Below are 22,010 nucleotides of genomic sequence, written 5' to 3'. Positions count from 1 at the left end.
GCCCCTGTGACCCAGCTCACCCTCGTCCGCCACGGCCAGACCGACTGGAACGCCGCCCGGCGCATCCAGGGCAGGAGCGACATCCCGCTCAATGCGACCGGGCGCGCCCAGGCGCGGGCGGCGGCGCGGCTGCTCGCCGACCGGCGCTTCGACGCGGTGGTCGCCAGTCCGCTGCAGCGCGCCTTCGACACCGGAGCGATCATCGCGCGCGGTCTCGGACTCGACGAGCCGCTGGCGGTGCCGGGCCTGGCCGAGCGCGCCTACGGCGAGGCGGAGGGGATGACCGGTCCCGAGCTCGCCGAGCGCTTCCCCGGAGGCATCGAGCGCGCGCCGATCCCCGGCTGCGAGACCCGCGCCGAGGTCGTCGAGCGGGCGACCGCCGCGCTGCTCGAGGTGGCCGAGCGCTTCCCCGACGCGTCCGTCGTCGTCGCCACGCACGGTGCGGTCATCGGCAGCCTGATCCGCGCGCTCAGCAGCGAGGACCTCCCCGTGCACGGCGTCTCGGTCGGCAACGGCTCCCGGCACGACTTCGCCATCGTCGACGGGGCACTGCGCATCGTCGGCGTCGACGACTCCGGCGACGTGGTCGTGGCGGACGTCGACCTCGACGACGTGCTCAGCCCGGCTCCGGGAGCCTGACGGCCCGCCTCCCGGAGGCGGTCCGATCGCCGGACCGCGTCAGCGCCGGCCGAGGTCCTGCAGGAGCCCGAAGAGCACCCGGGCGGAGTCGCGCCAGGAGAAGGCCGCGGCCCGCTCCCTCGCCCGGGCCGAGTGCGTCCGCCACACGGCGCCGTCCTCGAGCGACCGCACGCCGTCCGCGATGCCCTTCGCGCTCGACGGGTCGACGTACACGGCGGCGTCCTGGGCGATCTCGCGGAAGATCGGGATGTCGCTCACCACGACCGGCGTCCCGAGCGCCATCGCCTCGACCAGCGGGATCCCGAAGCCCTCGTCCCTGCTCGCCGTCACGAGAGCGGTCGCCCGCGCGAGCACCGCACGGTACTCCGCGTCCGGCGCCCCCTGGTGGAACACCAGCTTCGCGGTCGGCGCCAGGGCCCGGAGCGTCTCGACGGTCTCGTCGCTCGCCCGGCTCATCAGGTGCAGCTCGTAGTCGGGCAGCAGCCGCATCGCGCGCGCGAGCGTCTCGACGTTCTTGTAGGGCATGAACGAGCCCATGTAGACGAGCGAGCGCGCGGCCGACCGGTCGGGCAGCGATCCCGCCAGAGCGGCGCTCGCCTCGTCGGGCTCGGTCGCCGCGTTCGGGACGACGACCACCGGCCGGGTGGTGAGGCGGTGGGAGCGGATCAGGTCGCGGGTCGTCTCCGAGACGGTGACGACCGCGTCGGCGCGCTGGAGGAGCCTCCGCTGCGGCCACCAGGCGAGGTGGTAGAGCCGCCAGAGCGCGCGCACGGGAGCGGCCAGGTCGCGCGGCGGAGTGCGGTGGCGGTAGTAGATGAGGTCGTGCACGGTCAGGACGAGCCGGTAGCGGCGGCCGAGCGAGCCCATGGTCTGCATCGGCGAGAAGACCACGTCGGGCCGCAGCCGGTTCACCAGCAGCGCGACGAACGGCTCGAACGGGCTGGTCGGCCCGGTCACGCGCTCCCACGGGAGCGACGGGAGCATCGCGAGCTGGCGGCGGTCGCTGATCAGCATGGTCACGTCGTGCAGCTTCGCGAGCTCGCGGACGAGCTCCGCGGTGTAGCGGCTGATCCCGTCGTGCCGCTCGAGCCGGGTGTACCGGCAGTCGACGACGATCCTCATCGGTCGATCCCCTCCTCGAGGGCCGTCCGCAGCACGGCGGCGGCCTCGTCCGGCGTCTCGTAGTGGATCAGGTGGCCGACTCCGTCGATGACGTGCAGGCGGGCGTGCGGCAGCCTCTCGAGCAGGCGGTACTGCGCCGGGAGCGGAGTGATGTCGTCCTGCGCCGCGGCGATCAGCTGCGTCGGCACGCCGATCCGGGAGGCGTACTCGCCGACGTCGTGCGAGACGGAGGCGCGGAACGCCTCGAGGACCGTGTCGCGGGAGGCGAAGGCGCTGAAGTAGCGGTCGTGCTGGTCGTGCACGAAGCGTCGCAGCGCCGGCTCCTTCGTCTTCACCATCGCCAGGCTCATCACCCGCACGATCAGCGGGTCGCTGAGCAGGCGGCGTCCGAGGGGCCCCGGCAGGAGCGCGCCGAGCCGGTAGTAGAGGACGGCGAGCCTGGTCAGGACGCCGCGCGGACCCTGCAGGGCGGGCGCGCCGATCGGGTTGACCAGCACCAGGAGCGGAGCGGGCAGCCCGTCCGCGACGGCCGCGGCCGCGACGATCGAGCCGAAGGAGTGGCCGAGGACGGCCGCCTCGCCGCGGAGCCCCAGCGCGTCGAGGAAGGAGCCGAGCCAGGAGGCGTAGCCGTCCACGTCGTGCGGCAGGCGCGTCATCGGGGTCGAGGCGCCGAAGCCGGGCAGGTCGGGAGCGACGACCCGCACGTCCGCTCCCCCGGCGAGCAGACGGGCGACGACGGGCTCGAGGCCGTGGTGCTCGCCGCGGAACCCGTGCACCAGCACGAGGACGGTCGAGGCGTCCGGAGCGCCGTAGGTCCAGTAGGCGGTGCGGGATCCGGCGACGTCCACCGCGGCCTCGCGGACGGGGACACGGCCGAGATCGGAGGCGTAGGGGGAGGGAGTGGTCATCGCGTTCCTTATCGTAGGGAAACCCCGTCGAAGATCTGGCCGCAACGCCTTGCGTGGCCTCGATCCGAGCCGGGAGCATGATCACGCGCTCGCAACACGGCGCACCGCCCACCCGTCTCGCGAGACGGTCATCCGCTCAGGCAGCAGCAGAAGGAGCACCGTGAGCTTCACGTCGCCGATCCAACTCCCCGGACTCGCCCTCGACCCCCAGTGGTACCGCCGGGCGGTGTTCTACGAGGTGATGATCCGGTCGTACTACGACTCCAACGGCGACGGCGCCGGCGACATCAACGGGCTCGCCTCCAAGCTCGACTACCTGCAGTGGCTCGGGATCGACGCCCTCTGGCTCCCGCCGTTCTACATGTCGCCTCTGCGCGACGGCGGCTACGACGTCTCCGACTTCAAGGCGATCCTCCCCGAGTTCGGCACGATGGAGGACTTCCGCGACCTCGTGCGGAAGGCCCACGAGCGCAACATGCGCATCGTGATGGACTTCCCGCTCAACCACACCAGCGACCAGCACGAGTGGTTCCAGCAGTCCCGGTCCGACCCCGAGGGCCCCTACGGCGACTTCTACGTCTGGAACGACACCGACGACAAGTGGCCGGACATCCGCATCATCTTCGTCGACACCGAGGACTCGAACTGGGCCTTCGACGCCGAGCGCCGCCAGTTCTACTTCCACCGCTTCTTCTCGCACCAGCCGGACCTCAACTTCGAGAACCCCGCCGTGCACGAGGCGATCCACGACGTGGTCAAGTTCTGGCTCGACCTCGGCGTCGACGGCATCCGGCTCGACGCGATCCCCTACCTCTACGAGTCCGACGAGGGCAACGGAGAGGGCGAACCGCCGACCCACGAGTTCATCAAGAACCTCCGCACCATGGTCGACCGCGACTACCCCGGCCGCATCCTGATCGCCGAGGCGAACCAGTGGCCGCGAGAGGTCGCCGCGTTCTTCGGCACGGAGGAGGAGCCCGAGTGCCACATGGCGTTCGACTTCCCGGTCATGCCGCGCATCTTCTACTCCCTCCGCGCGCAGACGGCGAACGAGCTGAAGAAGGTGCTCTCCGAGACGTTCGACATCCCCAGCGGCGCCGCCTGGGGCGTGTTCCTCCGCAACCACGACGAGCTCACGCTCGAGATGGTGTCCGAGGAGTACCGCCAGGCCATGTACGGCTGGTACGCCTACGACCCGCGGATGCGCTCGAACATCGGCATCCGCCGCAGGCTCGCGCCGCTGCTGGACAACTCGCGCGCCGAGCTCGAGCTGATCAACGCCCTGCTCTTCTCCCTCGCCGGCAGCCCGTTCCTGTACTACGGCGACGAGATCGGCATGGGCGACAACATCTGGCTCAACGACCGCGACGCGTCGCGCACGCCGATGCAGTGGACGCCCGACCGCAACGCCGGCTTCTCGGCAGCCGACCCCGGCAAGCTCGTGCAGCCGATCGTCCAGTCGCTCGTCTACCACTACAACCAGGTCAACGTGGAGGCGCAGCTGGCGCAGTCCCGCTCCCTGCTGCACTGGATGCGGAACGTCCTGCACGTGCGCCGCGGCCACCCGGCGTTCGGCCTCGGGTCGATGCGCGTCCTGGAGACGGACCACGAGTCGGTGCTCGCCTTCGTGCGGGACTACGCCGGCTCGGGCTCCGAGATGGGTGACCAGCCCGAGGAGGTGCTCTGCGTCTTCAGCTTCAACCACAACCCGGTCTCGGTCACGATCACCGACCCCGAGAACCCCGGATCGACGCTGAGCGACCTGTTCGGCGGCGGCCGCTTCCCCGGATTCTCGGACGACGGCACGCTGACGATGACGCTCGGCACGCAGGGCTTCTTCTGGCTCCACGTCGCCAAGGCGCACGAGGCCCGCTGACCCGGCAGCACGCCGAGGGGCCTCCGGCCGATGTCGGAGGCCCCCTTTAGGCTGTCGGCGTGAGCACCACCGGAACGACCGAGACGCAGACCGAGCCGATGCTGTTCGACGACGCCGAGCAGGAGCTCGTCCCCTCCGAGGGGGCGCGGTGGTTCGATCTGCTGGCCGTGTTCGACCTCGAGACCACCGGCATCGACGTCCGCACGAGCCGCATCGTCACCGCGCACGTCGGCGTGATCGACGCGGCGGGCGAGCCGATCGAGGGCACGACCTGGCTCGCCGATCCCGGGGTCGAGATCCCGGCCGGCGCCTCCGCCGTCCACGGGATCAGCACCGAGCACGCCCGCGCGCACGGCCGCCCCGCCGGCGAGGTCGTGGCCGAGATCTCCGAGGCGCTGCGCTCGCTCCTCGCCCGCGGCATCCCGGTCGTCGTCTACAACGCCCCCTACGACCTCTCGCTCCTCGCCCACGAGGCGCGCCGCTGGGGCGTGCCCGTGCTGCTCGACCCGAGCCCCGTCGTCGATCCGCTCGTGATCGACAAGGCGGTGGACCGCTACCGCAAGGGCAAGCGCACCCTGACCCTCGCCGCCGAGCACTACGGCGTCGCCCTCACCGAGGCGCACGACGCGGGCGCGGACGCGATCGCGGCGGGTCGGGTCGCCCAGGCGCTGGGCCGCGCCTTCGCCGACGAGCTCGGAGTCGGCGCGGAGGCCCTGCACGCGCTCCAGGTCGACTGGTGCCGCACCCAGGCCGAGTCCTTCCAGGAGTACATGCGCCGCGTCCGCGACGAGTCCTTCGTCGCCGACGGGGGCTGGCCGGTCCGCCACTGACCCCTTAGGTCAGCGTGCGCCCCTCGCGCAGGAGCGCCACGTACTCCGCGATCCGCCGCTCCCGCGTCGCCGCCCGCTTCAGCTGCGAGAGGCGGAAGAGGAACGCGAAGCGCTTCTGCCCGCCGACGGTCGCGAAGAAGGCCAGGGCCTGCGGATCCGCGTCGAGCGCCCGCTGGAAGTCGTCCGGCACCTCCGCATCGCGCTGCCGGTAGGCCGCGTCCCAGCGCCCGTCGGCGCGTGCCCGCTCGACCTCGGCCAGCCCGCCCGGCAGCATCCGGCCCTCCGCCAGCAGCCGTGCGACGTGATCGCGGTTGACCTTGGACCACGGGCTAGCGCGACGCCGCGGGGTGAAGGCCTGGAGCTTGAACTGCTCGTCGAAGGCTCCCGCCTGACCGTCGATCCAGCCGTGGCAGAGCGCGATGTCGAGCGCTTCGGCGTAGGTGATCCCCGGATCGACGGCGGCCTTCTTCCGCAGCTTCAGCCGGACTCCGTCCGGGTCGGGCTCGCCGCGGAGGTAGGCGTCCCACTCTTCAGGAGTCGTGAACGGCAGGATCGGCTTGTCGGCGAAGGACACCATGCCGGGACGCTACCGCGCCGGCTCCCCGACGGCCACGGCCCGCCCGTCGGCGCAAGCCCTCGCTCCGCGGACCGCGGCGCTGTGGGATCGGGTGAGCACGTGTTCCCCCTCCCCCCCTCTCGCAAGGAGAAGTCATGCCCACGATCCGCACGGTCACCGTCCTCGGCAGCGGAGTGCTCGGCTCCCAGATCGCCTTCCAGTCGTCCTTCCACGGCTTCGCCGTCACCGTCTACGACCTCTCCGACGACGTCCTCGAGTCGGCGCGCGAGCGGCTCCGCGGTCTCGCGGGCGTCTACGAGTCGGTGCCCGGCGGCGTCGCCGGCGGACCGCAGGAGGCGCTCGACTCCCTCCGCCTCACCTCCGACCTCGCGGAGGCTGTCGCCGACGCCGACCTCGTGATCGAGGCCGTCCCCGAGGACCTGGGCCTGAAGCAGGAGCTGTACGGCCGCCTGGGTGCGCTCGCTCCCGAGCGCACGGTCTTCGCGACCAACTCGTCCACGCTGCTCCCCAGCGACCTGAAGGCCTCGACCGGCCGACCCGACCGGTTCCTCGCGCTGCACTACGCCAACCACGTCTGGGCGCAGAACACGGCCGAGATCATGGGGACGGCGGACACGGACCCCGCCGTGGTCGACGCCGTCGTGGAGTTCGCCGTCTCCAGCGGCCTCGAGCCCATCAGGCTGCAGAAGGAGAAGGCCGGCTACGTCCTGAACTCGCTGCTGGTGCCGCTCCTCAACGCCGCGTCGGGTCTGCTCATGGGCGGCTACGCCGACCACGAGACCATCGACAAGACCTGGAGGATCGGCACCGGCGCCCCTCTCGGACCCTTCCAGATCTTCGACGTCGTCGGTCTGCGGACCGCCTACAACATCGCCGCCGCGGCCCCGGACGAGGCCTCCCAGGCCTTCGCCGCCCACCTGAAGACGGAGTACCTCGATCGCGGCCGCCTCGGAACGGCCACCGGAGAGGGCTTCTACCGCTACTGAGGACCGCCCCGCGGGAACGACGAAGGGCCCCCGACCGTGAGGTCGAGGGCCCTTCGAGGAGTGCTACTTGCCGAAGTTCTTGTAGCGGCTGTTGAACTTCTCGACGCGGCCGGCCGAGTCCATGATGCGCTGCTTGCCCGTGTAGAACGGGTGCGAGGCGGAGGAGATCTCGACGTCGATGACGGGGTAGGTCACGCCGTCGAGCTCGATCGTCTTGCTGCTCTTCGCGGTCGAGCGGGTGAGGAAGGTCTCACCGGACGCGAGGTCGCGGAAGACGATCGCGGAGTACTCGGGGTGGATGTCGGTCTTCATGGTCGTGTCCTGTCGTCGATGGTCCTGAACCGCACCTGTCGTCGACGGGAACGGGTGGATGAGGGCGGGCGCACCGCGAACGGGCCCGAACCAGCTACCGAGAATACCAGACCGGCAGCGCGCGCAGAAGTCGCGCCGCGCCCGGATCCCGGAGCGGGGTCAGCCGCGGGCGCGGGCCGAGAAGCGCCCGTTCTCGCGGGTGAGAGCGATGTCGAGCCCGAAGGTCTCGGCGAGCGTCGCCTCGGTCAGGGACTCGGCCAGCGGGCCCGCCGCCACCACCGCTCCGTCGCGGAGGAGCAGGGCGTGGGTGAAGCCGTCGGGGATCTCCTCGACGTGGTGGGTCACCATCACGATCGCGGGCGACGCCGGGTCCTTCGCGAAGCCGCCCAGCAGCTGGACGAGCTCCTCGCGGGCGCCGAGGTCGAGGCTCGCGGCCGGCTCGTCAAGCAGGAGCAGCTCGGGGTCGGTCATGATCGCACGGGCGATCTGGACGCGCTTCTGCTCGCCGTCCGAGAGCGTCCCGAAGGTGCGCTCGGCGAGGTGCTCGAGCTTCCACTCGGACAGCACGCGGCGGGCGCGGCGCTCGTCGATCGCGTCGTAGCCCTCGTTCCAGCGGCCGGTGACGGCGTAGGCGGCGGTCATCACGACGTCGAGCACGCTCTCGCCGACCGGGAGGCGGCGCGCCATCGCGGTCGAGGCGTAGCCGATGCGCGGGCGCAGCTCGAACACGTCGACCCGGCCGAGGGTCTCCTCGAGCAGGTGCGCGGCACCGGTCGAGGGGTAGTTCTGCGCGGCGGCGATCTGCAGGATCGAGGTCTTGCCCGCCCCGTTGGGGCCGAGGATCACCCAGCGCTCGTCCTCGGCCACGTCCCACGACACGTGGTCGAGGATCCGCTTGCCGTTCCGGACGAAGGACACATCGACGAACGAGACAACGCTGGGCATGGGAGCCATTCTAAAGGAGGCGGCCGGGAGGCTCAGACGAGCGAGTCGTAGATCGCCCGGGTGTCCCGCGCGATCTGCGTCCAGCTGAAGTGGCTCTGCGCGCGCTCGCGGCCCGCGGCGCCCATCCGCTTCGCCGTCTCCGGGTCGGCGACGACCTCGGCGAGGACGGCGGCCAGGTCGGCGACGTAGCGCTCCGGGTCCACGGGGGTGCCGGTGCCGTCGGTGACCTGCTCGATCGGGACGAGACGGCCGGTCACGCCGTCGTCGACGACCTCCGGGATGCCGCCGGTCGCCGTCCCGACGACCGCCGCACCGCAGGCCATCGCCTCGAGGTTGACGATGCCGAGGGGCTCGTAGATCGAGGGGCAGACGAACGTGGTCGCGTTCGTCAGGACCGCGGAGAGCTGGTGGCGCGGCAGATGCCGGTCGATCCAGACGACGCCGGTGCGCTCCTCCTGGAGGCTGCGGACGAGGGAGGTGACCTCGGCCATAATCTCGGGGGTGTCGGGGGCGCCCGCGCAGAGCACGAGCTGCACCTCGGGAGGCAGGGTCGCTGCAGCGCGGAGCAGGTAGGGCAGGCCCTTCTGCCGGGTGATGCGGCCGACGAAGACCACGGAGGGGCGCGAGGGGTCGATGCCCAGCTCGGCGAGGACGGCCTCGTCCTCGACCGGGTGCCAGGCGTCGAGGTCGATGCCGTTGTAGACCACGTGGACCTTCGCCGGGTCCAGGGCCGGGTAGGAGCGGAGGATGTCCTCGCGCATGCCGCCGGACACCGCGATCACGGCGTCGGCGTTCTCGTACGCCTCCCGCTCGATCCAGCTCGAGACGCGGTAGCCGCCGCCGAGCTGCTCGGCCTTCCACGGACGCAGCGGCTCGAGGCTGTGCGCCGAGACCACGTGCGGGATGCCGTGCAGGAGCTGGGCGAGACGCCCCGCGGCGTTGGCGTACCAGGTGTGGGAGTGGACCAGGTCGGCCCCCGCCGCGTCCTGCGCGATCTGCAGGTCGACCCCGAGGGTCTGCAGCGCGCCGTTCGCCTCGGCGAGCTCCGCGGGGACGGAGTACGCGAACGTGCCCTCCTCCTCGCGCGGCGCGCCGAAGCAGCGCACCACGACCTCCAGGTCGCTGCGCAGCGCCTTGGTGAGCTCGGCCACGTGGACACCGGCTCCCCCGTACACCTCGGGCGGGTATTCCTTGGTCAGCAGATCGACTCGCACCCCCGAACCGTAGTACAGGGCGCTCCCCCGGCGACAGCCGGGGTCCACGGGGAAGCCCGAGCCCCTACTGTGGTGCCATGCAGTCAAAGAAGATCTTCGGCATCGTCCTCGCCGGCGGCGAGGGAAAGCGCCTCATGCCCCTCACGGCGGACCGGGCCAAGCCCGCGGTGCCGTTCGGCGGGCAGTACCGGCTGATCGACTTCGCGCTGTCCAACCTGATCAACTCCGGTCTCACTCAGATCGTCGTGCTGACGCAGTACAAGTCGCACTCGCTCGACCGCCACGTCTCGCAGACCTGGCGCCTTTCCGGGCTCCTGAACTCCTACGTCGCCTCGGTCCCCGCGCAGCAGCGCCTGGGCAAGCGCTGGTTCAGCGGCTCGGCCGACGCGATCCTGCAGAGCCTCAACCTGATCCGCGACGAGAAGCCCGACATCGTCGTCGTGGTCGGCGCCGACCACGTCTACCGCATGGACTTCTCGCAGATGATCGACGCGCACATCACGTCCGGTGCGAAGGCGACCGTCGCGGCCATCCGCCAGCCGATCGAGCTCGCGGACCAGTTCGGCGTCATCCAGCTCGCCGGTGACGAGGCGGGCGACGGCATCGTCCCGACGATGATCTCCGAGTTCCTCGAGAAGCCCAAGGACGCCGTCGGCCTGGCCGACTCCCCGCACGAGGTCCTCGCCTCCATGGGCAACTACGTCTTCGACGCGGACGCCCTGATCGACGCGGTCATCCGCGACGGCGAGTCCTCCACGTCGGACCACGACATGGGCGGCGACATCATCCCCGACTTCGTCGCGCGCGGCGAGGCCGGCGTCTACGACCTCAAGCTCAACGACGTCCCCGGCTCGACCGACCGCGACCGCTACTACTGGCGGGACGTCGGCACCATCGACTCCTTCTTCGAGGCCCACCAGGACCTCATCTCGGCGCTGCCGGTCTTCAACCTCTACAACCAGCAGTGGCCGATCTTCTCGTCGCAGCTGAACTCCCCTCCGGCCAAGATCGTCCGCGACGGCAAGGGCAACATGGGATCGACGGTCGACTCGGTCGTCTCGCTCGGCACCGTGATCTCGGGCGCGCACATCGAGCGCAGCGTCGTCGGGCCCTGGACGGTCATCGAGTCGAACGCGACGGTCACCGACTCGGTGGTCTTCGACAAGGTCCGCATCGGCCCTGACGCGCTGGTCGTCCGCGCTATCCTCGACAAGGACGTCGTCGTCGAGCCCGGTGCTCGAGTCGGCGTGGACCACGACCGCGATCGCGAGCGCGGGTTCACCGTCACCGAGTCGGGCATCACCGTCGTCGGCAAGGGCGTCGTCGTCCACCCGTAGCACCCCCGCGGGTCGAGCTCTGCGCCCCGGCGCGCCCACCCGACCGATCGGACCGGCCCATGAGTGAGCGTCCTGCGACGCCTGCCCGCTTCCTCGTCGTCCTCGACGCGGACTCCACCCTCCTCCAGGACGAGGTGATCGAGCTCCTCGCGGTGCACGCCGGCTCCGAGGAGCGCGTCGCCGCCGTCACGGAGCGGGCGATGCGCGGCGAGCTCGACTTCGGCGAGAGCCTCCGCGAGCGGGTCGCCACTCTCGCCGGGGTCCCGGAGTCGGTGCTCCCCGGTGTGAGCTCAGGCGTCCGCGTCACGCCCGGCGCCGCCGAGCTCGTGGCCGGCGTCCACGCCGCCGGCGGCCGCATCGGAGTGGTGTCCGGAGGGTTCCACGAGGTCCTCGACCCGGTCGCCGGTGCGCTCGGCCTCGACTTCGTCCGGGCCAACCGCCTCTGCTGCGGGGGCGGCCTGCTGACCGGAGCGGTCGACGGGGCGGTCATCGACGCCGCGGCCAAAGCGGAAGCGCTCCGCGAGTGGTCGGCGGTCTCGGGCGTCCCGCCGCAGCGCACGATCGCCGTCGGCGACGGTGCGAACGACCTGGAGATGATGGCGGTCGCCTCCCTCGCGGTCGCCTTCAACGCCAAGCCCCTGGTGCGCGAGCGCGCCGACCTCGTCGTCGGCGGCCTCGACCTGTCGCAGCTGCTGCCCGTCCTCGGCCTCCGCGGCTGAGGCCCGCCTCCCCCGGCCTCAGGGAGGTCAGCGGCCCGCGATCGCGACGAGTCCGGCGCAGCCGAGCGCCAGAGCCCAGCTGACGAGCGAGCCCACCAGGAAGTACTCCGCCTTCTCGCCGCTGCCGCCGTCGCGGGAGATCTCGGGGAAGCGCACGATCCCCTTGGCCGCGAGCACGGCACCGGCGAGGCCGATGGCTCCGGCGAGCGTGAGGCCGGCGATCAGCAGCCGCTCCAGCGGTCCGATCGTGCGCCCGCCCTGGAGGTCCGGCAGGCGGGCGTCGGCCGGCTCCCGACGCGCGAAGCGCTCGCTCCAGCGTGGACGCGGCGCGGGCTCGGCCTGCGGGAGCTCGCGGAACAGCGCCGCCCGCACGATCACGTTGCCGCTCTCCAGCAGGAAGAGCCCGGCTCCGACCGCCAGAGCGAGCTGCTCGATCGGAGGGAGCGTGCTCGCGACGGTGATCGGCGCGAGCGGCCCCGTCGGGACGCCGGCGGCGCGGTCGACAGCGGTCAGCACCAGGACCGCCGCGACGAGGGCGACGGCCGGACGCAGACCCCCGGGCGGCCGCGCGTTCTCGACGGTCGTGGTCGTCAGCAGCCAGGCTCCGGCCAGGACGACGACGATCGCCGCACCGAGCGGCGGGGCTCCGACGAGGAGCGCTGCGGTCACGGCTGCGGCGGCGAGCACGGGGATCGCGAGGAGGGCCCCACGGCGGCGGAGGTGCGTGCGCGCGAGGTCGCCGAGGCCGATCACGGCGAGCAGCAGCGCCGTCAGCACGTCTCCTCCAGCAGGCGCGCGCCGACGAGGAGGGCGCCCGCTCCCGCACGCCGCAGCGCCTGCGAGACGGCGGGCTGCGAGATCGACTCCTGCTCGCCCAGCTCCTTCTGCGACGCTCCGCGCAGGCTCCCCAGCACGAGCCGGCGATCGCGCGCGCTGAGCGCTCCGACCAGGGCGTCGCGGGAGAGGAGGTAGGCGTTGACCGCCGCCTCGCCGGAGTCCCCGTCGGCGTCCCCGGCGACGAACCATCCGCGGGCCGTGGGCACGGCACCGTCCTCGAGCGCGTGGGCGCGATCGATGGCCTCGCGGGCGTGCCACCAGCCGGACCCGTCCTCGAGGTCCCCGGCGATCCCCGACCCGACCACCCGCACCTCGCCCAGGCCGATGCCGGCGCGGCAGTCGACGCCGGCCGGGAGCGAGAGGCGCGCCTGCAGCGTCGCTCGGAGCGCGGCGTGGACGGAGGGGTAGATCGCCTGGAACTCGTCGCCGACCGTCGGGTGCAGGGGCTGGATCGCCGGGACCGCGGCCTCCACCTCGGCGAAGCCCCGCTCGATCTCGCGCTGAGCACCCGCCCGGTCGACGAGGGAGCGGGAGGTCACCAGGTCCAGGAGCACGGCGACGACATCGGAGGAGGTCATCGCATAAGCCTAGAGCTTATATCCGTTGGATATAAGCCCAGGGCTTATCGGTCAGTGGCCCATCCCGAGGCCGCCGTCGACCGGGATCACGGCACCCGAGATGTACGCCGCCTCGTCGCCGGCCAGCCAGCGCGTGACCTTCGCGACCTCGGCAGCGGTGCCGTAGCGGGCGAGCGGGATGCTCTTCCGGTACTCCGCCTGCTGCTCCGGCGAGAGCTCCGCGGTCATGTCGGTCTCGATGAAGCCGGGAGCGACGACATTGGCGGTGATGTTGCGGGCGCCGAGCTCGCGGGTCAGCGAGCGGGCGAAGCCCACGAGGGCGGCCTTCGACGAGGAGTAGTTGATCTGGCCCGGCGACCCGTAGAGGCCGACCACGCTGGAGATGAGGACGACGCGGCCGAAGCGCTGCTTGAGCATCCCCTTCGATGCGCGCTTGACGACGCGGAACGCCCCGGTGAGGTTCGTGTCGACGACGGACGTGAAGTCCTCCTCCGACATGCGCAGCAGCAGGGTGTCGCGGGTGATGCCCGCGTTCGCCACCAGGATCTCGACCGGGCCCAGCTCGGCCTCGACCTGCGTGAACGCGGCGTCGATGGAGGCGGCGTCGGTCACGTCCGCGACGACGGTGAGGGAGCCCTCCGGGCCGGAGCCCGAGCGCGCGGTCACGGCGACCCGGTGACCGGCGGCCACGAACTCCTGGGCGATGGCGAAGCCGATCCCCCGGTTGCCCCCGGTGACGAGGACGGTGCGCGGCGTGGTCATGGTGTCCCTCCTGCCGGCGCTCGTGCGGCGCCGGGCGACCCGTACATCCTAGAGGCGCGTCGCGCAACAGATTCCGGGATGAGGCCCTCCCGGCCTGCACCCGCCCGCCGCGACGTAGGCTTGCAGGGCTGTGAAACCACGCGAGACACTCACCTCCCTACCGCCGTCGCCGAGCGCCGAGCGGCGCTCCCGCGCGATCAAGTACTCGATCGCCATGGGCATCAGAATGCTCTGCGTCATCTGCCTGCTCTTCGCCCACGGCTGGTGGCTGCTGTTCTTCGCCATCGGCGCCGTGGTCCTGCCCTACTTCGCCGTCGTGCTGGCCAACGTCGGCAGTGCGGGCGAGCGCGGCAACGTCGAGCGGCCGGGTGCGATCGTCCTCTCCCGGCCGGTCCCACCGCCCCCCGCCCCCGACTCCGAGGCGCCGACCGGCCCCGAGGGCGGCGACCCGCGAGGAGACCGGCCGTGATCCCGCTCGGCCGGGTCCCCGACGCGCACGCCTGCTCCCGAGCGGGCTGCCCGCGGACGGCGACGTTCGCGATCGCGTGGCGGAACCCGAGGATCCACGCGGAGGACCGTCGGAAGACCTGGCTGGCCTGCGGCGAGCACCTGGAGTTCCTGCGCGAGTTCCTCCTCGCCCGCGACTTCCCGCTCGAGGTGAAGCCGCTCTACACGGTCGATCGCGGAGCGGAACGATGAGCGGCGACGCGCCCCGTCCCTCCTGGCGCTTCGTCTTCTCGCGACGCTGGTTCGGCTACCTCGCTCTCGCGATCGTCTTCGCCGTCGCCTGCGTGCTGCTCTCGCGCTGGCAGGTCGCGCGGCTCGACCAGGCCGCCTCGACCAACCGGCTGGTCACCGCGAACTGGACCGCCGACCCGGTGGCGCTCGACGGGCTGCTCCCCGCCGACTCCACGTGGGACGACGCCCTCGAGTACCGCCCGGTCGAGATCACCGGCGTCTACGAGACGCAGGGGCAGACCCTCGTCCGCAACCGGCCCTACAACGGCAACCCCGGCTTCGAGATCCTGACGCCGCTGCGGCTCGACGACGGCAGCGTGTTCGTCGTCGACCGCGGCTGGGTCCCCGTCGGCTCGACCCAGGACTCCCCCGACGCGATCCCCGCGCCGCCCGAGGGAGAGGTGACCGTCGTCGCCCGCCTGAAGCCCGCGGAGGGACGGATCGACGGACGCTCCGCACCGGCCGGCCAGATCGCCACGATCCAGCTCGATGACCTGTCGACGCAGCTGGACGAGCCCCTGCGGACCTCGGCGTACGGCCTGCTGGTCGCCGAGGCGCCGGCGCCGGTCGACGCTCCCCCGCTGGCCGCGATCAAGCCAGTCTCCGACGAGGGCCTGCACATCAGCTACGCGATCCAGTGGGTGCTGTTCGCCGTCATGGGCTTCGGCGGGCTCGGCTGGGCGATCCGACACGAGTACCGCATCCGCAACGCCGACGACCCCGAGGTCGTGGCGGCCGAGGAGCGGCGCGAGGAGCGCCGCCGACGCCGCGGCCGCAGCGACTCCGAGGTCGAGGACGAGCTGCTCGACGCCCGCTAGGCGAGCGTGATCAGGTCGAGGTAGTCGGCCGCCCAGTGGTCCTCGGTGCCCTCCGGCATGATCAGGACGCGCTCGGGGTTCAGTGCCTCGACGGCTCCCTCGTCGTGGCTGACCAGGACGACCGCGCCCTCGTAGTGCGCGAGCGCGTCGAGGATCTCCTCGCGGCTCGCGGGATCGAGGTTGTTGGTGGGCTCGTCGAGCAGGAGAACGTTCGCGCCCGAGACCACGATCATCGCCAGGGCGAGACGGGTCTTCTCCCCGCCGGAGAGGACCCCGGCCGGCTTGTGCGAGTCGTCGCCGGTGAACAGGAACGAGCCCAGGACCCGGCGGGCCTCGGTCTCGGTGAGGTTCGGGCTGGAGGAGACCATGTTCTCGAGCACCGAGCGCTTGACGTCGATCGTCTCGTGCTCCTGCGCGTAGTAGCCGATCCGGAGGCCGTGCCCGGCCTCGATCACTCCGGTGTCGGGCTGGTCGACGCCGCCCAGGATGCGCAGGAGCGTCGTCTTGCCCGCTCCGTTGAGCCCCAGGATGACGACCTTGGAGCCGCGGTCGATCGCGAGGTCGACGGCGGTGAAGATCTCGAGCGAGCCGTAGCTCTTCGACAGGTTCTGAGCCTGCAGAGGGGTGCGACCGCAGGCGGACGGGGTCGGGAACCGGAGCTTCGCGACGCGGTCGACCGCACGGACCTCCTCGAGCCCGCTGAGCATGCGCTCGGCACGCGCGACCATCTGGTGCGCCGCTGCGGCCTTCGAGGCCTTCGCGCCGAACTTGGCGGCCTGCAGCTGGAGGGCGCCGGCCTTCTTCTCGACGTTGACCCGCTCCTTCTTGCGGCGCTCCTCGTCGGCGGCGCGCTGGCGCTGGTAGTTCTTCCAGTTCATGTTGTAGACGTCGATGACCTGGCGGTTGGCGTCGAGGTAGAAGACGCGGTTCACGGTCTCGCCGACCAGCTCGATGTCGTGGCTGATCACGATGAAGCCGCCGCGGTAGTTCTTGAGGAACTCGCGGAGCCAGACGACGGAGTCGGCGTCGAGGTGGTTCGTCGGCTCGTCGAGGATCAGCGTGCTCGCGTCGGAGAAGAGGATGCGCGCGAGCTCGATGCGGCGCCGCTGGCCACCGGAGAGCGTCTTGAGCGGCTGGTCGAGGATCCGGTCGGGGAGGTTGAGGTTGCTCGCGATCGACGCGGCCTCCGCCTCAGCCGCGTATCCGCCCAGGGAGAGGAAGCGATCCGTGAGGTTGCCGTACTTCTTCATGCCGGCCTCGCTCACGGAGGTGTCGCTGCTCGACATCGCGACCGTCGCCTCCTGCATGCCGAGCACCAGCTGCCCCAGCCCGCGGGCGTCGAGGATGCGGGTGCGCGCGAGCTCCTCCGGGTCGCCGGAGCGCGGGTCCTGAGGGAGGTAGCCGATCTCGCCGCCGCGGTCGACCGTGCCCTTCGAGGCGATGAGGTCGCCCGCGAGGACCTTGGTCAGCGTCGTCTTCCCCGCCCCGTTGCGGCCGACGAGGCCGACCTTGTCGCCGTCGCCCACCCGGAAGGAGACGTTCTCCATCAGGAGTCGGGCGCCGACTCGGAGTTCGAGGTCGTGCACGCTGAGCACAGTGCTGTCCGTTCCCGCCAAGAAATGGCGTTCGGTTCGGGAGGAGTGGGGCAAGGGGCCGCGATGCGGCAGCCCCCTAGTATATTTCCTGAGCCGCGGGGCGGATCCACGTCCGCTCACCGCGGACGCGCTCGCTCCTCGCTCTCGGGCGACCAGGACTCTCGGAGATCACCCATGTCCCCTTCCTCTTCCGCCCTCCCGCGCCCGGTCCTCGCCGACCGGCTCGTCACCCGCTCCGTCGCGACCGACGCCCTGCTGGTGCTCGCGGGTGCGGGTCTCACCGCGGCGATGGCGCAGCTGTTCATCCCGATGTGGCCGGTCCCCTTCACGGGCCAGACCTTCGCGGTCCTTCTGGTCGGCACGACGCTCGGCGCACTCCGCGGCGCGCTCTCCATGCTCGTGTACGCGCTCGTCGGCGCTCTCGGCGCCCCGGTCTTCACCGAGGGCTCGCACGGCTGGGCGGTCCTCGCGGGTCCCACCGGCGGCTACATCGTCGGCTTCGTCCTCGCGTCGATCGTCACCGGGTGGCTCGCCCAGCGGCAGTGGGACCGTCGCGTCCTCGGCACGCTGGTGACCTTCCTCGCCGGCACCGCCACCATTTACCTCGTCGGCCTGCCCTGGCTGGCCGCCGCCCTCGCCTCGCTGGGGCTGCCAGCCGACCTCGGCTCCGTCCTCTCCGCGGGACTCGTGCCCTTCCTGGTCGGCGACGCGCTCAAGGCGCTGGTCGCCGCCGCGCTGCTCCCCACCACCTGGGCGATGCTCTCGCGACGCTCGCGCTGAGCGGTCGCACGGACGCCGAAGGGCCGGGAGGACGATTCCTCCCGGCCCTTCGGGCGTCCGGCAGAGGTCGAGCCGCCCGGTCCTCCTGCTCGACCTCGGTGGGCACCTCCACCGACTCGACCGGCGGGGACGACGACGGCCCCGGACTCCGGAGCCGTCCCGCCCGGCCGTTCCGACTCCACGACGGACTGCGACAGGCTGAAGACGACAGGAACGCCGAAGGGCCGGGAGGACGACTCCTCCCGGCCCTTCGGCGTCGGTGTGCAGCGGCTAGATCGAGAAGCCGAGTGCGCGCATCATGTCGCGCCCGTCCTCGGTGATCCGGTCGGGACCCCACGGCGGCATCCAGACCCAGTTGATCCGGAACGCCTCGACGATGCCGTCGAGCGACTCGGCGGTCTGCTCCTCGAGCACGTCGGTCAGCGGGCAGCCCGCCGAGGTGAGGGTCATGTGGATGACGAGGGCGTCGTTCTCGTCGTCCCAGCCCAGGTCGTAGATGAGTCCCAGGTCGACCACGTTGACCCCGAGCTCGGGGTCCATGACGTCCTTGAGGGCCTCCTCGACCTGGTCGAAGAGCTTCGGCTCGAGAGTGGTGACCGCCATGATCAGACCGTCGCCGAGGTCAGGAAGCGGTCGTAGCCCTCGTCCTCGAGCCGGGTGGCGAGCTCCTTGCCGCCCTGCTCGGCGACGCGGCCGGCGACGAAGACGTGGACGAAGTCGGGCTGGATGTAGCGGAGGATCCGCGTGTAGTGCGTGATCAGCAGCACGCCGAGACCGGTGCTCTGGTGGGCGCGGTTGACGCCCTCCGACACGATCTTGAGCGCGTCGACGTCGAGGCCGGAGTCGGTCTCGTCGAGGACGGCGAACTGCGGGGCGAGCAGCTCGAGCTGGAGGATCTCGTTGCGCTTCTTCTCGCCGCCCGAGAAGCCCTCGTTGACGTTGCGCGCCGCGAAGGACGAGTCCATGCGGAGGTTCGCCATCGCCGACTTGACGTCCTTCGTCCACGTGCGGATGGCGGGCGCCTCGCCGGCGATCGCGGTCTTGGCAGTGCGGAGGAAGTTGGTGTTGGTCACACCGGGGATCTCGACCGGGTACTGCATGGCGAGGAAGAGGCCCGCGCGGGCGCGCTCGTCGACGGACATGTCGAGGACCTCGACGCCGTCGAGGGTGATCGAGCCGCCGTCGACGTGGTACTTGGGGTGTCCCGCGATCGTGTACGCGAGGGTGGACTTGCCGGACCCGTTGGGGCCCATGATCGCGTGGATCTCACCCTGGTTGATGGTGAGATCGACACCGCGGAGGATCTGCTTGGTCCCCTGCTCGGTCTCGACACTGACGTGGAGATCGCTGATCTGGAGAACGGACATTCAGACTTCCTTCGTGACGGTCGGGTCGATGTAGACGTCGCCGTCGATGATCTCGACGACGAAGACGGGGACCGGCTCGTAGGCCGGGAGGTTCAGGGGGGTGCCGGTGCGGAGGGAGAACTGGGAGCCGTGCGCCCAGCACTCGAGGCTGTCGCCCTCGACGAAGCCCTCGGAGAGCGAGATCTCGCCGTGCGTGCACGTGTCGCCGATGGCGTGGATCTCGCCGGCGGAGTCCTGCACGACCGCGATCGCGACTCCGTCGACCTCGACACGCATGGCCTGGTTGGGGATCAGCTCGGAGACCGAGCAGATCATCGCGGCGTTGCTCATGCGGTGACCGCCGCTCCGCGGGAGGAGCCGGTCTGGCCGGCGCTGCCGGCGAGCTCCGCCTCGATCGCGAGCTGCAGGCGGTCCTCGAGCTCGGCGACCTTGATCTGCTGCACGATCTCGCTGAGGAACCCGCGCACGACCAGGCGTCGCGCCTCGTCCTCGCGGATCCCGCGGGACTGCAGGTAGAAGAGCTGCTCGTCGTCGAAGCGGCCGGTCGCCGAGGCGTGCCCCGCTCCGGCGATGTCACCGGTCTCGATCTCGAGGTTCGGGATGGAGTCGGCGCGCGTGCCGTCCGAGAGGACCAGGTTGCGGTTCTGCTCGTAGCTGTCGGTGCCGGTGGCGCTGTTGCGGATCAGGACGTCGCCGATCCAGACGGTGCGCGCGCCCTCGCCCTGCAGCGCGCCCTTGTAGGTCACGCGGCTGCGGGTGTCGGGGGCGTCGTGGTCGACGTACACCTGCTGCTCGAGGTGCTGGCCGCCGTCGGCGAAGTACAGGCCGAAGAGCTCGCCGTCCGCTCCGCGCTCGACGAGGTGCGCCGAGGGGTTCACCCGGACGATGGAGCCGCCGAGGGTGACCACGATGTGCTTCACCTTCGCGTCGCGTCCGACCCGCACGAAGTGGTTGGCCAGGTGCCGGGCGTCGTCCGCCCACTCCTGCACGGTGACGACGGTGAGCTGCGCGCCCTCGCCGACGAGGATCTCCACGTTCTCCGCGAGGGAGGCCTCCCCCTCGTTCTGCAGCACGACGACGGCGCGGGCGTAGGGCGCCGCCTCGATGATCGTGTGCGCGGCGCGGGGTGCGGAGCCGAGGCTCGAGCGGACGAGGGTGGCGACCTTCTCGTCCTCGCCCGTCACGCGGACGGCGAGGGCCTTCTCAAAGCTCGACCAGGCGTTCGCGGCGGCGCGGTCCTCGGGGAGGCCGACGGTGCCGATCCGCTGGTCGTCGCGGCCGACCCACGAGACGTCGACACCGTCCACCGCCGCGTGCTCGAGGGGGGCGGGCGAGCCGTCGAGCGCGCCGTCGATCAGATCGCCGAGGCGGGCGACGGGCGTCAGCTTCCAGGCGATCTCGCGGCCGGTGACGGCCTCGAAGGCCTCGACGTCGGCCGACGCGAAGCGCTCGGAGCGCGTCTGCACGGGCGTGAACGCCCCGTCGGAGTGGGCGCTGATGCCCAGGCGCTCAGCGGCGGCCGCGCCGTCGATCTCGGGGGTCGCGGCGCTCGTGGGGACCGTCATCTGGCGGTGGTTCCTTTCGATGGGTGCGGGGCGCCCCGTCCGGGCGCCCCTTCGAGGGGGGAGGCGGGCGTCAACCGACGCTGCCCTCCATCCCCATCTCGATGAGCTTGTTCAGCTCGAGGGCGTACTCCATGGGCAGCTCGCGCGCGATCGGCTCGATGAAGCCGCGGACGATCATGGCCATCGCCTCGTCCTCCGGCAGGCCGCGCGACATCAGGTAGAAGAGCTGCTCCTCGCTGACCTTCGACACCGTCGCCTCGTGGCCGAGCTGCACGTCGTCGACACGGATGTCGATCGCCGGGTAGGTGTCGGAGCGCGAGATGGTGTCGACCAGGAGGGCGTCGCAGCGCACGGTGTTCGCCGAGTGGTGCGCGTTCGCGTCCACCCGGACCTCGCCTCGGTATCCGGCGCGACCGCCGCCGCGGGCGATCGACTTCGAGACGATCGACGACTGCGTGTACGGCGCCATGTGGACCATCTTCGCGCCGGCGTCCTGGTGCTGGCCGGGGCCCGCGAACGCGACGGAGAGGGTCTCGCCCTTGGCGTGCTCGCCGACCAGGAAGATCGACGGGTACTTCATCGTGACCTTGGAGCCTATGTTGCCGTCGATCCACTCCATCGTCGCGCCCTCGTGCGCGATCGCGCGCTTGGTGACGAGGTTGTAGACGTTGTTCGACCAGTTCTGGATCGTCGTGTAGCGCACGCGGGCGTTCTTCTTCACGATGATCTCGACCACGGCCGAGTGCAGCGAGTCCGACTTGTAGATCGGAGCCGTGCAGCCCTCGATGTAGTGGACGTAGCTGTCCTCGTCCGCGATGATCAGGGTCCGCTCGAACTGGCCCATGTTCTCGGTGTTGATCCGGAAGTAGGCCTGCAGCGGGATGTCCACGTGGACGCCCTTGGGGACGTACACGAAGGAGCCGCCGGACCAGACCGCGGTGTTCAGCGCCGCGAACTTGTTGTCGCCCGCGGGGATGACGCTGCCGAAGTACTCCTCGAAGATCTCGGGGTGCTCGCGCAGCGCCGTGTCGGTGTCCATGAAGATGACGCCCTGCTCCTCCAGGTCCTCGCGGATCTGGTGGTAGACGACCTCGGACTCGTACTGGGCCGCGACGCCGCCGACGAGGCGCTGGCGCTCCGCCTCCGGGATGCCGAGCTTCTCGTACGTGTTCTTGATGTCGTCCGGGAGGTCGTCCCAGGTCTGCGCCTGCTTCTCGGTGGAGCGGACGAAGTACTTGATGTTGTCGAAGTCGATGTCCGACAGGTCGGCGCCCCACGTCGGCATGGGCTTGCGCTCGAAGAGCTTCAGGGCCTTCATGCGGCGGTCGCGCATCCAGGCGGGCTCGTTCTTGAGCGCGGAGATGTCGGAGACGACCTCGGGCGAGATGCCGCGTCGCGCGGAGGCTCCGGCGGAGTCCGAGTCGGACCAGCCGAACTCGTAGACGCCCAGGCTCTCGAGCTCGGGGCGGTCGATCAGGATGTCTGACATGTGTACCTCGTTTCCT

At 71.1% G+C, this 22,010-nt stretch carries 25 protein-coding genes; 10 read left to right on the top strand and 15 right to left on the bottom strand.

Annotation, left to right across the window (positions count from 1 at the left end; genetic code table 11):
• The first annotated feature begins 6 nt into the window (after positions 1-6).
• Positions 7-639: a histidine phosphatase family protein gene (locus C5C37_RS03590; RefSeq protein ID WP_104232621.1), complete on the top strand. Its 633-nt coding sequence runs from the start codon at positions 7-9 to the stop codon at positions 637-639.
• A gap of 39 nt (positions 640-678) precedes the next feature.
• Here C5C37_RS03590 and C5C37_RS03585 read toward each other — a convergent pair whose 3' ends face one another.
• Together C5C37_RS03585 and C5C37_RS03580 are read right to left on the bottom strand one after the other, a co-directional pair.
• Positions 679-1,761: a glycosyltransferase family 1 protein gene (locus C5C37_RS03585; protein ID WP_104225279.1), complete on the bottom strand. Its 1,083-nt coding sequence runs from the start codon at positions 1,759-1,761 to the stop codon at positions 679-681.
• Complete coding sequence (locus tag C5C37_RS03580; RefSeq protein WP_104250357.1) at positions 1,758-2,669, bottom strand: alpha/beta fold hydrolase; 912 nt, start codon at positions 2,667-2,669, stop codon at positions 1,758-1,760. Before C5C37_RS03580 ends, C5C37_RS03585 begins: the two co-directional genes overlap by 4 nt.
• Before the next feature lie 160 nt (positions 2,670-2,829).
• Between C5C37_RS03580 and treS the strand changes: the two genes are divergently transcribed.
• Both treS and C5C37_RS03570 read left to right on the top strand, forming a co-directional pair.
• Complete coding sequence (treS, locus tag C5C37_RS03575) at positions 2,830-4,545, top strand: maltose alpha-D-glucosyltransferase (protein WP_104221970.1); 1,716 nt, start codon at positions 2,830-2,832, stop codon at positions 4,543-4,545.
• A gap of 98 nt (positions 4,546-4,643) precedes the next feature.
• Positions 4,644-5,375, top strand: coding sequence for a 3'-5' exonuclease (locus tag C5C37_RS03570; protein WP_104222136.1), 732 nt, complete (start codon positions 4,644-4,646; stop codon positions 5,373-5,375).
• A 4-nt stretch (positions 5,376-5,379) separates the two neighbouring features.
• Here the strand turns inward: C5C37_RS03570 and C5C37_RS03565 are convergent, their stop codons facing one another.
• Positions 5,380-5,952, bottom strand: a complete 573-nt coding sequence (locus C5C37_RS03565) for a YdeI family protein (protein ID WP_104232624.1) — start codon at positions 5,950-5,952, stop codon at positions 5,380-5,382.
• A gap of 134 nt (positions 5,953-6,086) precedes the next feature.
• On the opposite strand from C5C37_RS03565, the gene C5C37_RS03560 reads away from it, so the two are divergent.
• Positions 6,087-6,938, top strand: a complete 852-nt coding sequence (locus tag C5C37_RS03560) for a 3-hydroxyacyl-CoA dehydrogenase (protein WP_104287902.1) — start codon at positions 6,087-6,089, stop codon at positions 6,936-6,938.
• Between the two features lie 63 nt (positions 6,939-7,001).
• Here C5C37_RS03560 and C5C37_RS03555 read toward each other — a convergent pair whose 3' ends face one another.
• From C5C37_RS03555 to glgA, 3 genes are all read right to left on the bottom strand, one after another.
• Positions 7,002-7,250: a type B 50S ribosomal protein L31 gene (locus C5C37_RS03555; RefSeq protein WP_068253003.1), complete on the bottom strand. Its 249-nt coding sequence runs from the start codon at positions 7,248-7,250 to the stop codon at positions 7,002-7,004.
• A 159-nt stretch (positions 7,251-7,409) separates the two neighbouring features.
• Positions 7,410-8,195: an ABC transporter ATP-binding protein gene (locus tag C5C37_RS03550; RefSeq protein ID WP_104338482.1), complete on the bottom strand. Its 786-nt coding sequence runs from the start codon at positions 8,193-8,195 to the stop codon at positions 7,410-7,412.
• Positions 8,196-8,227: 32 nt separating this feature from the next.
• Positions 8,228-9,409 carry a glycogen synthase gene (gene glgA, locus C5C37_RS03545; RefSeq protein WP_104221962.1) on the bottom strand — a complete coding sequence of 394 codons (1,182 nt, stop codon included), beginning with the start codon at positions 9,407-9,409 and terminating at the stop codon, positions 8,228-8,230.
• A 77-nt stretch (positions 9,410-9,486) separates the two neighbouring features.
• Here glgA and C5C37_RS03540 point away from each other — a divergent pair, with 77 nt between their 5' ends.
• The gene (locus C5C37_RS03540) at positions 9,487-10,746 is read left to right on the top strand and encodes a glucose-1-phosphate adenylyltransferase (RefSeq protein WP_104221960.1); all 1,260 of its coding nucleotides are present in this window, start codon (positions 9,487-9,489) and stop codon (positions 10,744-10,746) included.
• Between the two features lie 59 nt (positions 10,747-10,805).
• Positions 10,806-11,465 (top strand): phosphoserine phosphatase SerB, encoded by a 660-nt coding sequence (gene serB / locus C5C37_RS03535; protein WP_104333666.1) that lies wholly within the window; start codon positions 10,806-10,808, stop codon positions 11,463-11,465.
• 27 nt (positions 11,466-11,492) lie between these two features.
• On the opposite strand, the gene C5C37_RS03530 is transcribed toward serB, so the two are convergent.
• From C5C37_RS03530 to C5C37_RS03520, 3 genes are read right to left on the bottom strand one after another with little or no spacing between them, the layout of a single operon-like run.
• Complete coding sequence (locus tag C5C37_RS03530; protein WP_104333665.1) at positions 11,493-12,242, bottom strand: hypothetical protein; 750 nt, start codon at positions 12,240-12,242, stop codon at positions 11,493-11,495.
• Positions 12,236-12,880, bottom strand: a complete 645-nt coding sequence (locus tag C5C37_RS03525) for a SatD family protein (protein WP_104268641.1) — start codon at positions 12,878-12,880, stop codon at positions 12,236-12,238. Before C5C37_RS03525 ends, C5C37_RS03530 begins: the two co-directional genes overlap by 7 nt.
• Before the next feature lie 51 nt (positions 12,881-12,931).
• Positions 12,932-13,642: a beta-ketoacyl-ACP reductase gene (locus C5C37_RS03520; RefSeq protein ID WP_104338481.1), complete on the bottom strand. Its 711-nt coding sequence runs from the start codon at positions 13,640-13,642 to the stop codon at positions 12,932-12,934.
• Positions 13,643-13,772: 130 nt separating this feature from the next.
• Between C5C37_RS03520 and C5C37_RS03515 the strand changes: the two genes are divergently transcribed.
• Genes C5C37_RS03515 through C5C37_RS03505 form a run of 3 tightly spaced genes read left to right on the top strand, consistent with a single transcriptional unit; the run spans position 13,773 to position 15,198 of the window.
• Complete coding sequence (locus C5C37_RS03515) at positions 13,773-14,111, top strand: DUF3099 domain-containing protein (RefSeq protein ID WP_104221949.1); 339 nt, start codon at positions 13,773-13,775, stop codon at positions 14,109-14,111.
• Positions 14,108-14,341, top strand: a complete 234-nt coding sequence (locus C5C37_RS03510) for a hypothetical protein (RefSeq protein WP_104260748.1) — start codon at positions 14,108-14,110, stop codon at positions 14,339-14,341. The genes C5C37_RS03515 and C5C37_RS03510 overlap by 4 nt, the downstream gene beginning before the upstream one ends.
• Positions 14,338-15,198, top strand: coding sequence for an SURF1 family protein (locus tag C5C37_RS03505; RefSeq protein WP_104297635.1), 861 nt, complete (start codon positions 14,338-14,340; stop codon positions 15,196-15,198). The genes C5C37_RS03510 and C5C37_RS03505 overlap by 4 nt, the downstream gene beginning before the upstream one ends.
• Here the strand turns inward: C5C37_RS03505 and C5C37_RS03500 are convergent.
• Positions 15,195-16,793 carry an ABC-F family ATP-binding cassette domain-containing protein gene (locus C5C37_RS03500; protein ID WP_104221943.1) on the bottom strand — a complete coding sequence of 533 codons (1,599 nt, stop codon included), beginning with the start codon at positions 16,791-16,793 and terminating at the stop codon, positions 15,195-15,197. The genes C5C37_RS03505 and C5C37_RS03500 overlap by 4 nt on opposite strands.
• A 174-nt stretch (positions 16,794-16,967) precedes the next feature.
• Between C5C37_RS03500 and C5C37_RS03495 the strand changes: the two genes are divergently transcribed.
• Complete coding sequence (locus C5C37_RS03495) at positions 16,968-17,573, top strand: biotin transporter BioY (protein ID WP_104232632.1); 606 nt, start codon at positions 16,968-16,970, stop codon at positions 17,571-17,573.
• A 270-nt stretch (positions 17,574-17,843) separates the two neighbouring features.
• Here C5C37_RS03495 and C5C37_RS03490 read toward each other — a convergent pair whose 3' ends face one another.
• The 5 genes from C5C37_RS03490 to sufB all read right to left on the bottom strand — a co-directional run bounded on the left by C5C37_RS03490 (position 17,844) and on the right by sufB (position 21,994).
• Positions 17,844-18,176 (bottom strand): metal-sulfur cluster assembly factor, encoded by a 333-nt coding sequence (locus tag C5C37_RS03490; protein WP_104221939.1) that lies wholly within the window; start codon positions 18,174-18,176, stop codon positions 17,844-17,846.
• Positions 18,177-18,178: 2 nt separating this feature from the next.
• Positions 18,179-18,940 (bottom strand): Fe-S cluster assembly ATPase SufC, encoded by a 762-nt coding sequence (gene sufC / locus C5C37_RS03485; protein WP_104221937.1) that lies wholly within the window; start codon positions 18,938-18,940, stop codon positions 18,179-18,181.
• On the bottom strand, positions 18,941-19,270 hold the full coding sequence (locus C5C37_RS03480; RefSeq protein ID WP_077222834.1) for a non-heme iron oxygenase ferredoxin subunit: 330 nt from the start codon (positions 19,268-19,270) through the stop codon (positions 18,941-18,943).
• Positions 19,267-20,505, bottom strand: coding sequence for a Fe-S cluster assembly protein SufD (sufD, locus tag C5C37_RS03475; RefSeq protein ID WP_104338480.1), 1,239 nt, complete (start codon positions 20,503-20,505; stop codon positions 19,267-19,269). The genes C5C37_RS03480 and sufD overlap by 4 nt, the downstream gene beginning before the upstream one ends.
• A 70-nt stretch (positions 20,506-20,575) precedes the next feature.
• Positions 20,576-21,994: a Fe-S cluster assembly protein SufB gene (gene sufB, locus C5C37_RS03470; RefSeq protein WP_104338479.1), complete on the bottom strand. Its 1,419-nt coding sequence runs from the start codon at positions 21,992-21,994 to the stop codon at positions 20,576-20,578.
• Positions 21,995-22,010 lie beyond the last annotated feature (16 nt).

The sequence above is a fragment of the Rathayibacter sp. AY1F9 genome, assembly GCF_002932155.1.
GTDB lineage: Bacteria > Actinomycetota > Actinomycetes > Actinomycetales > Microbacteriaceae > Rathayibacter.
This window is presented reverse-complemented; position numbering and strand designations above follow the sequence as displayed.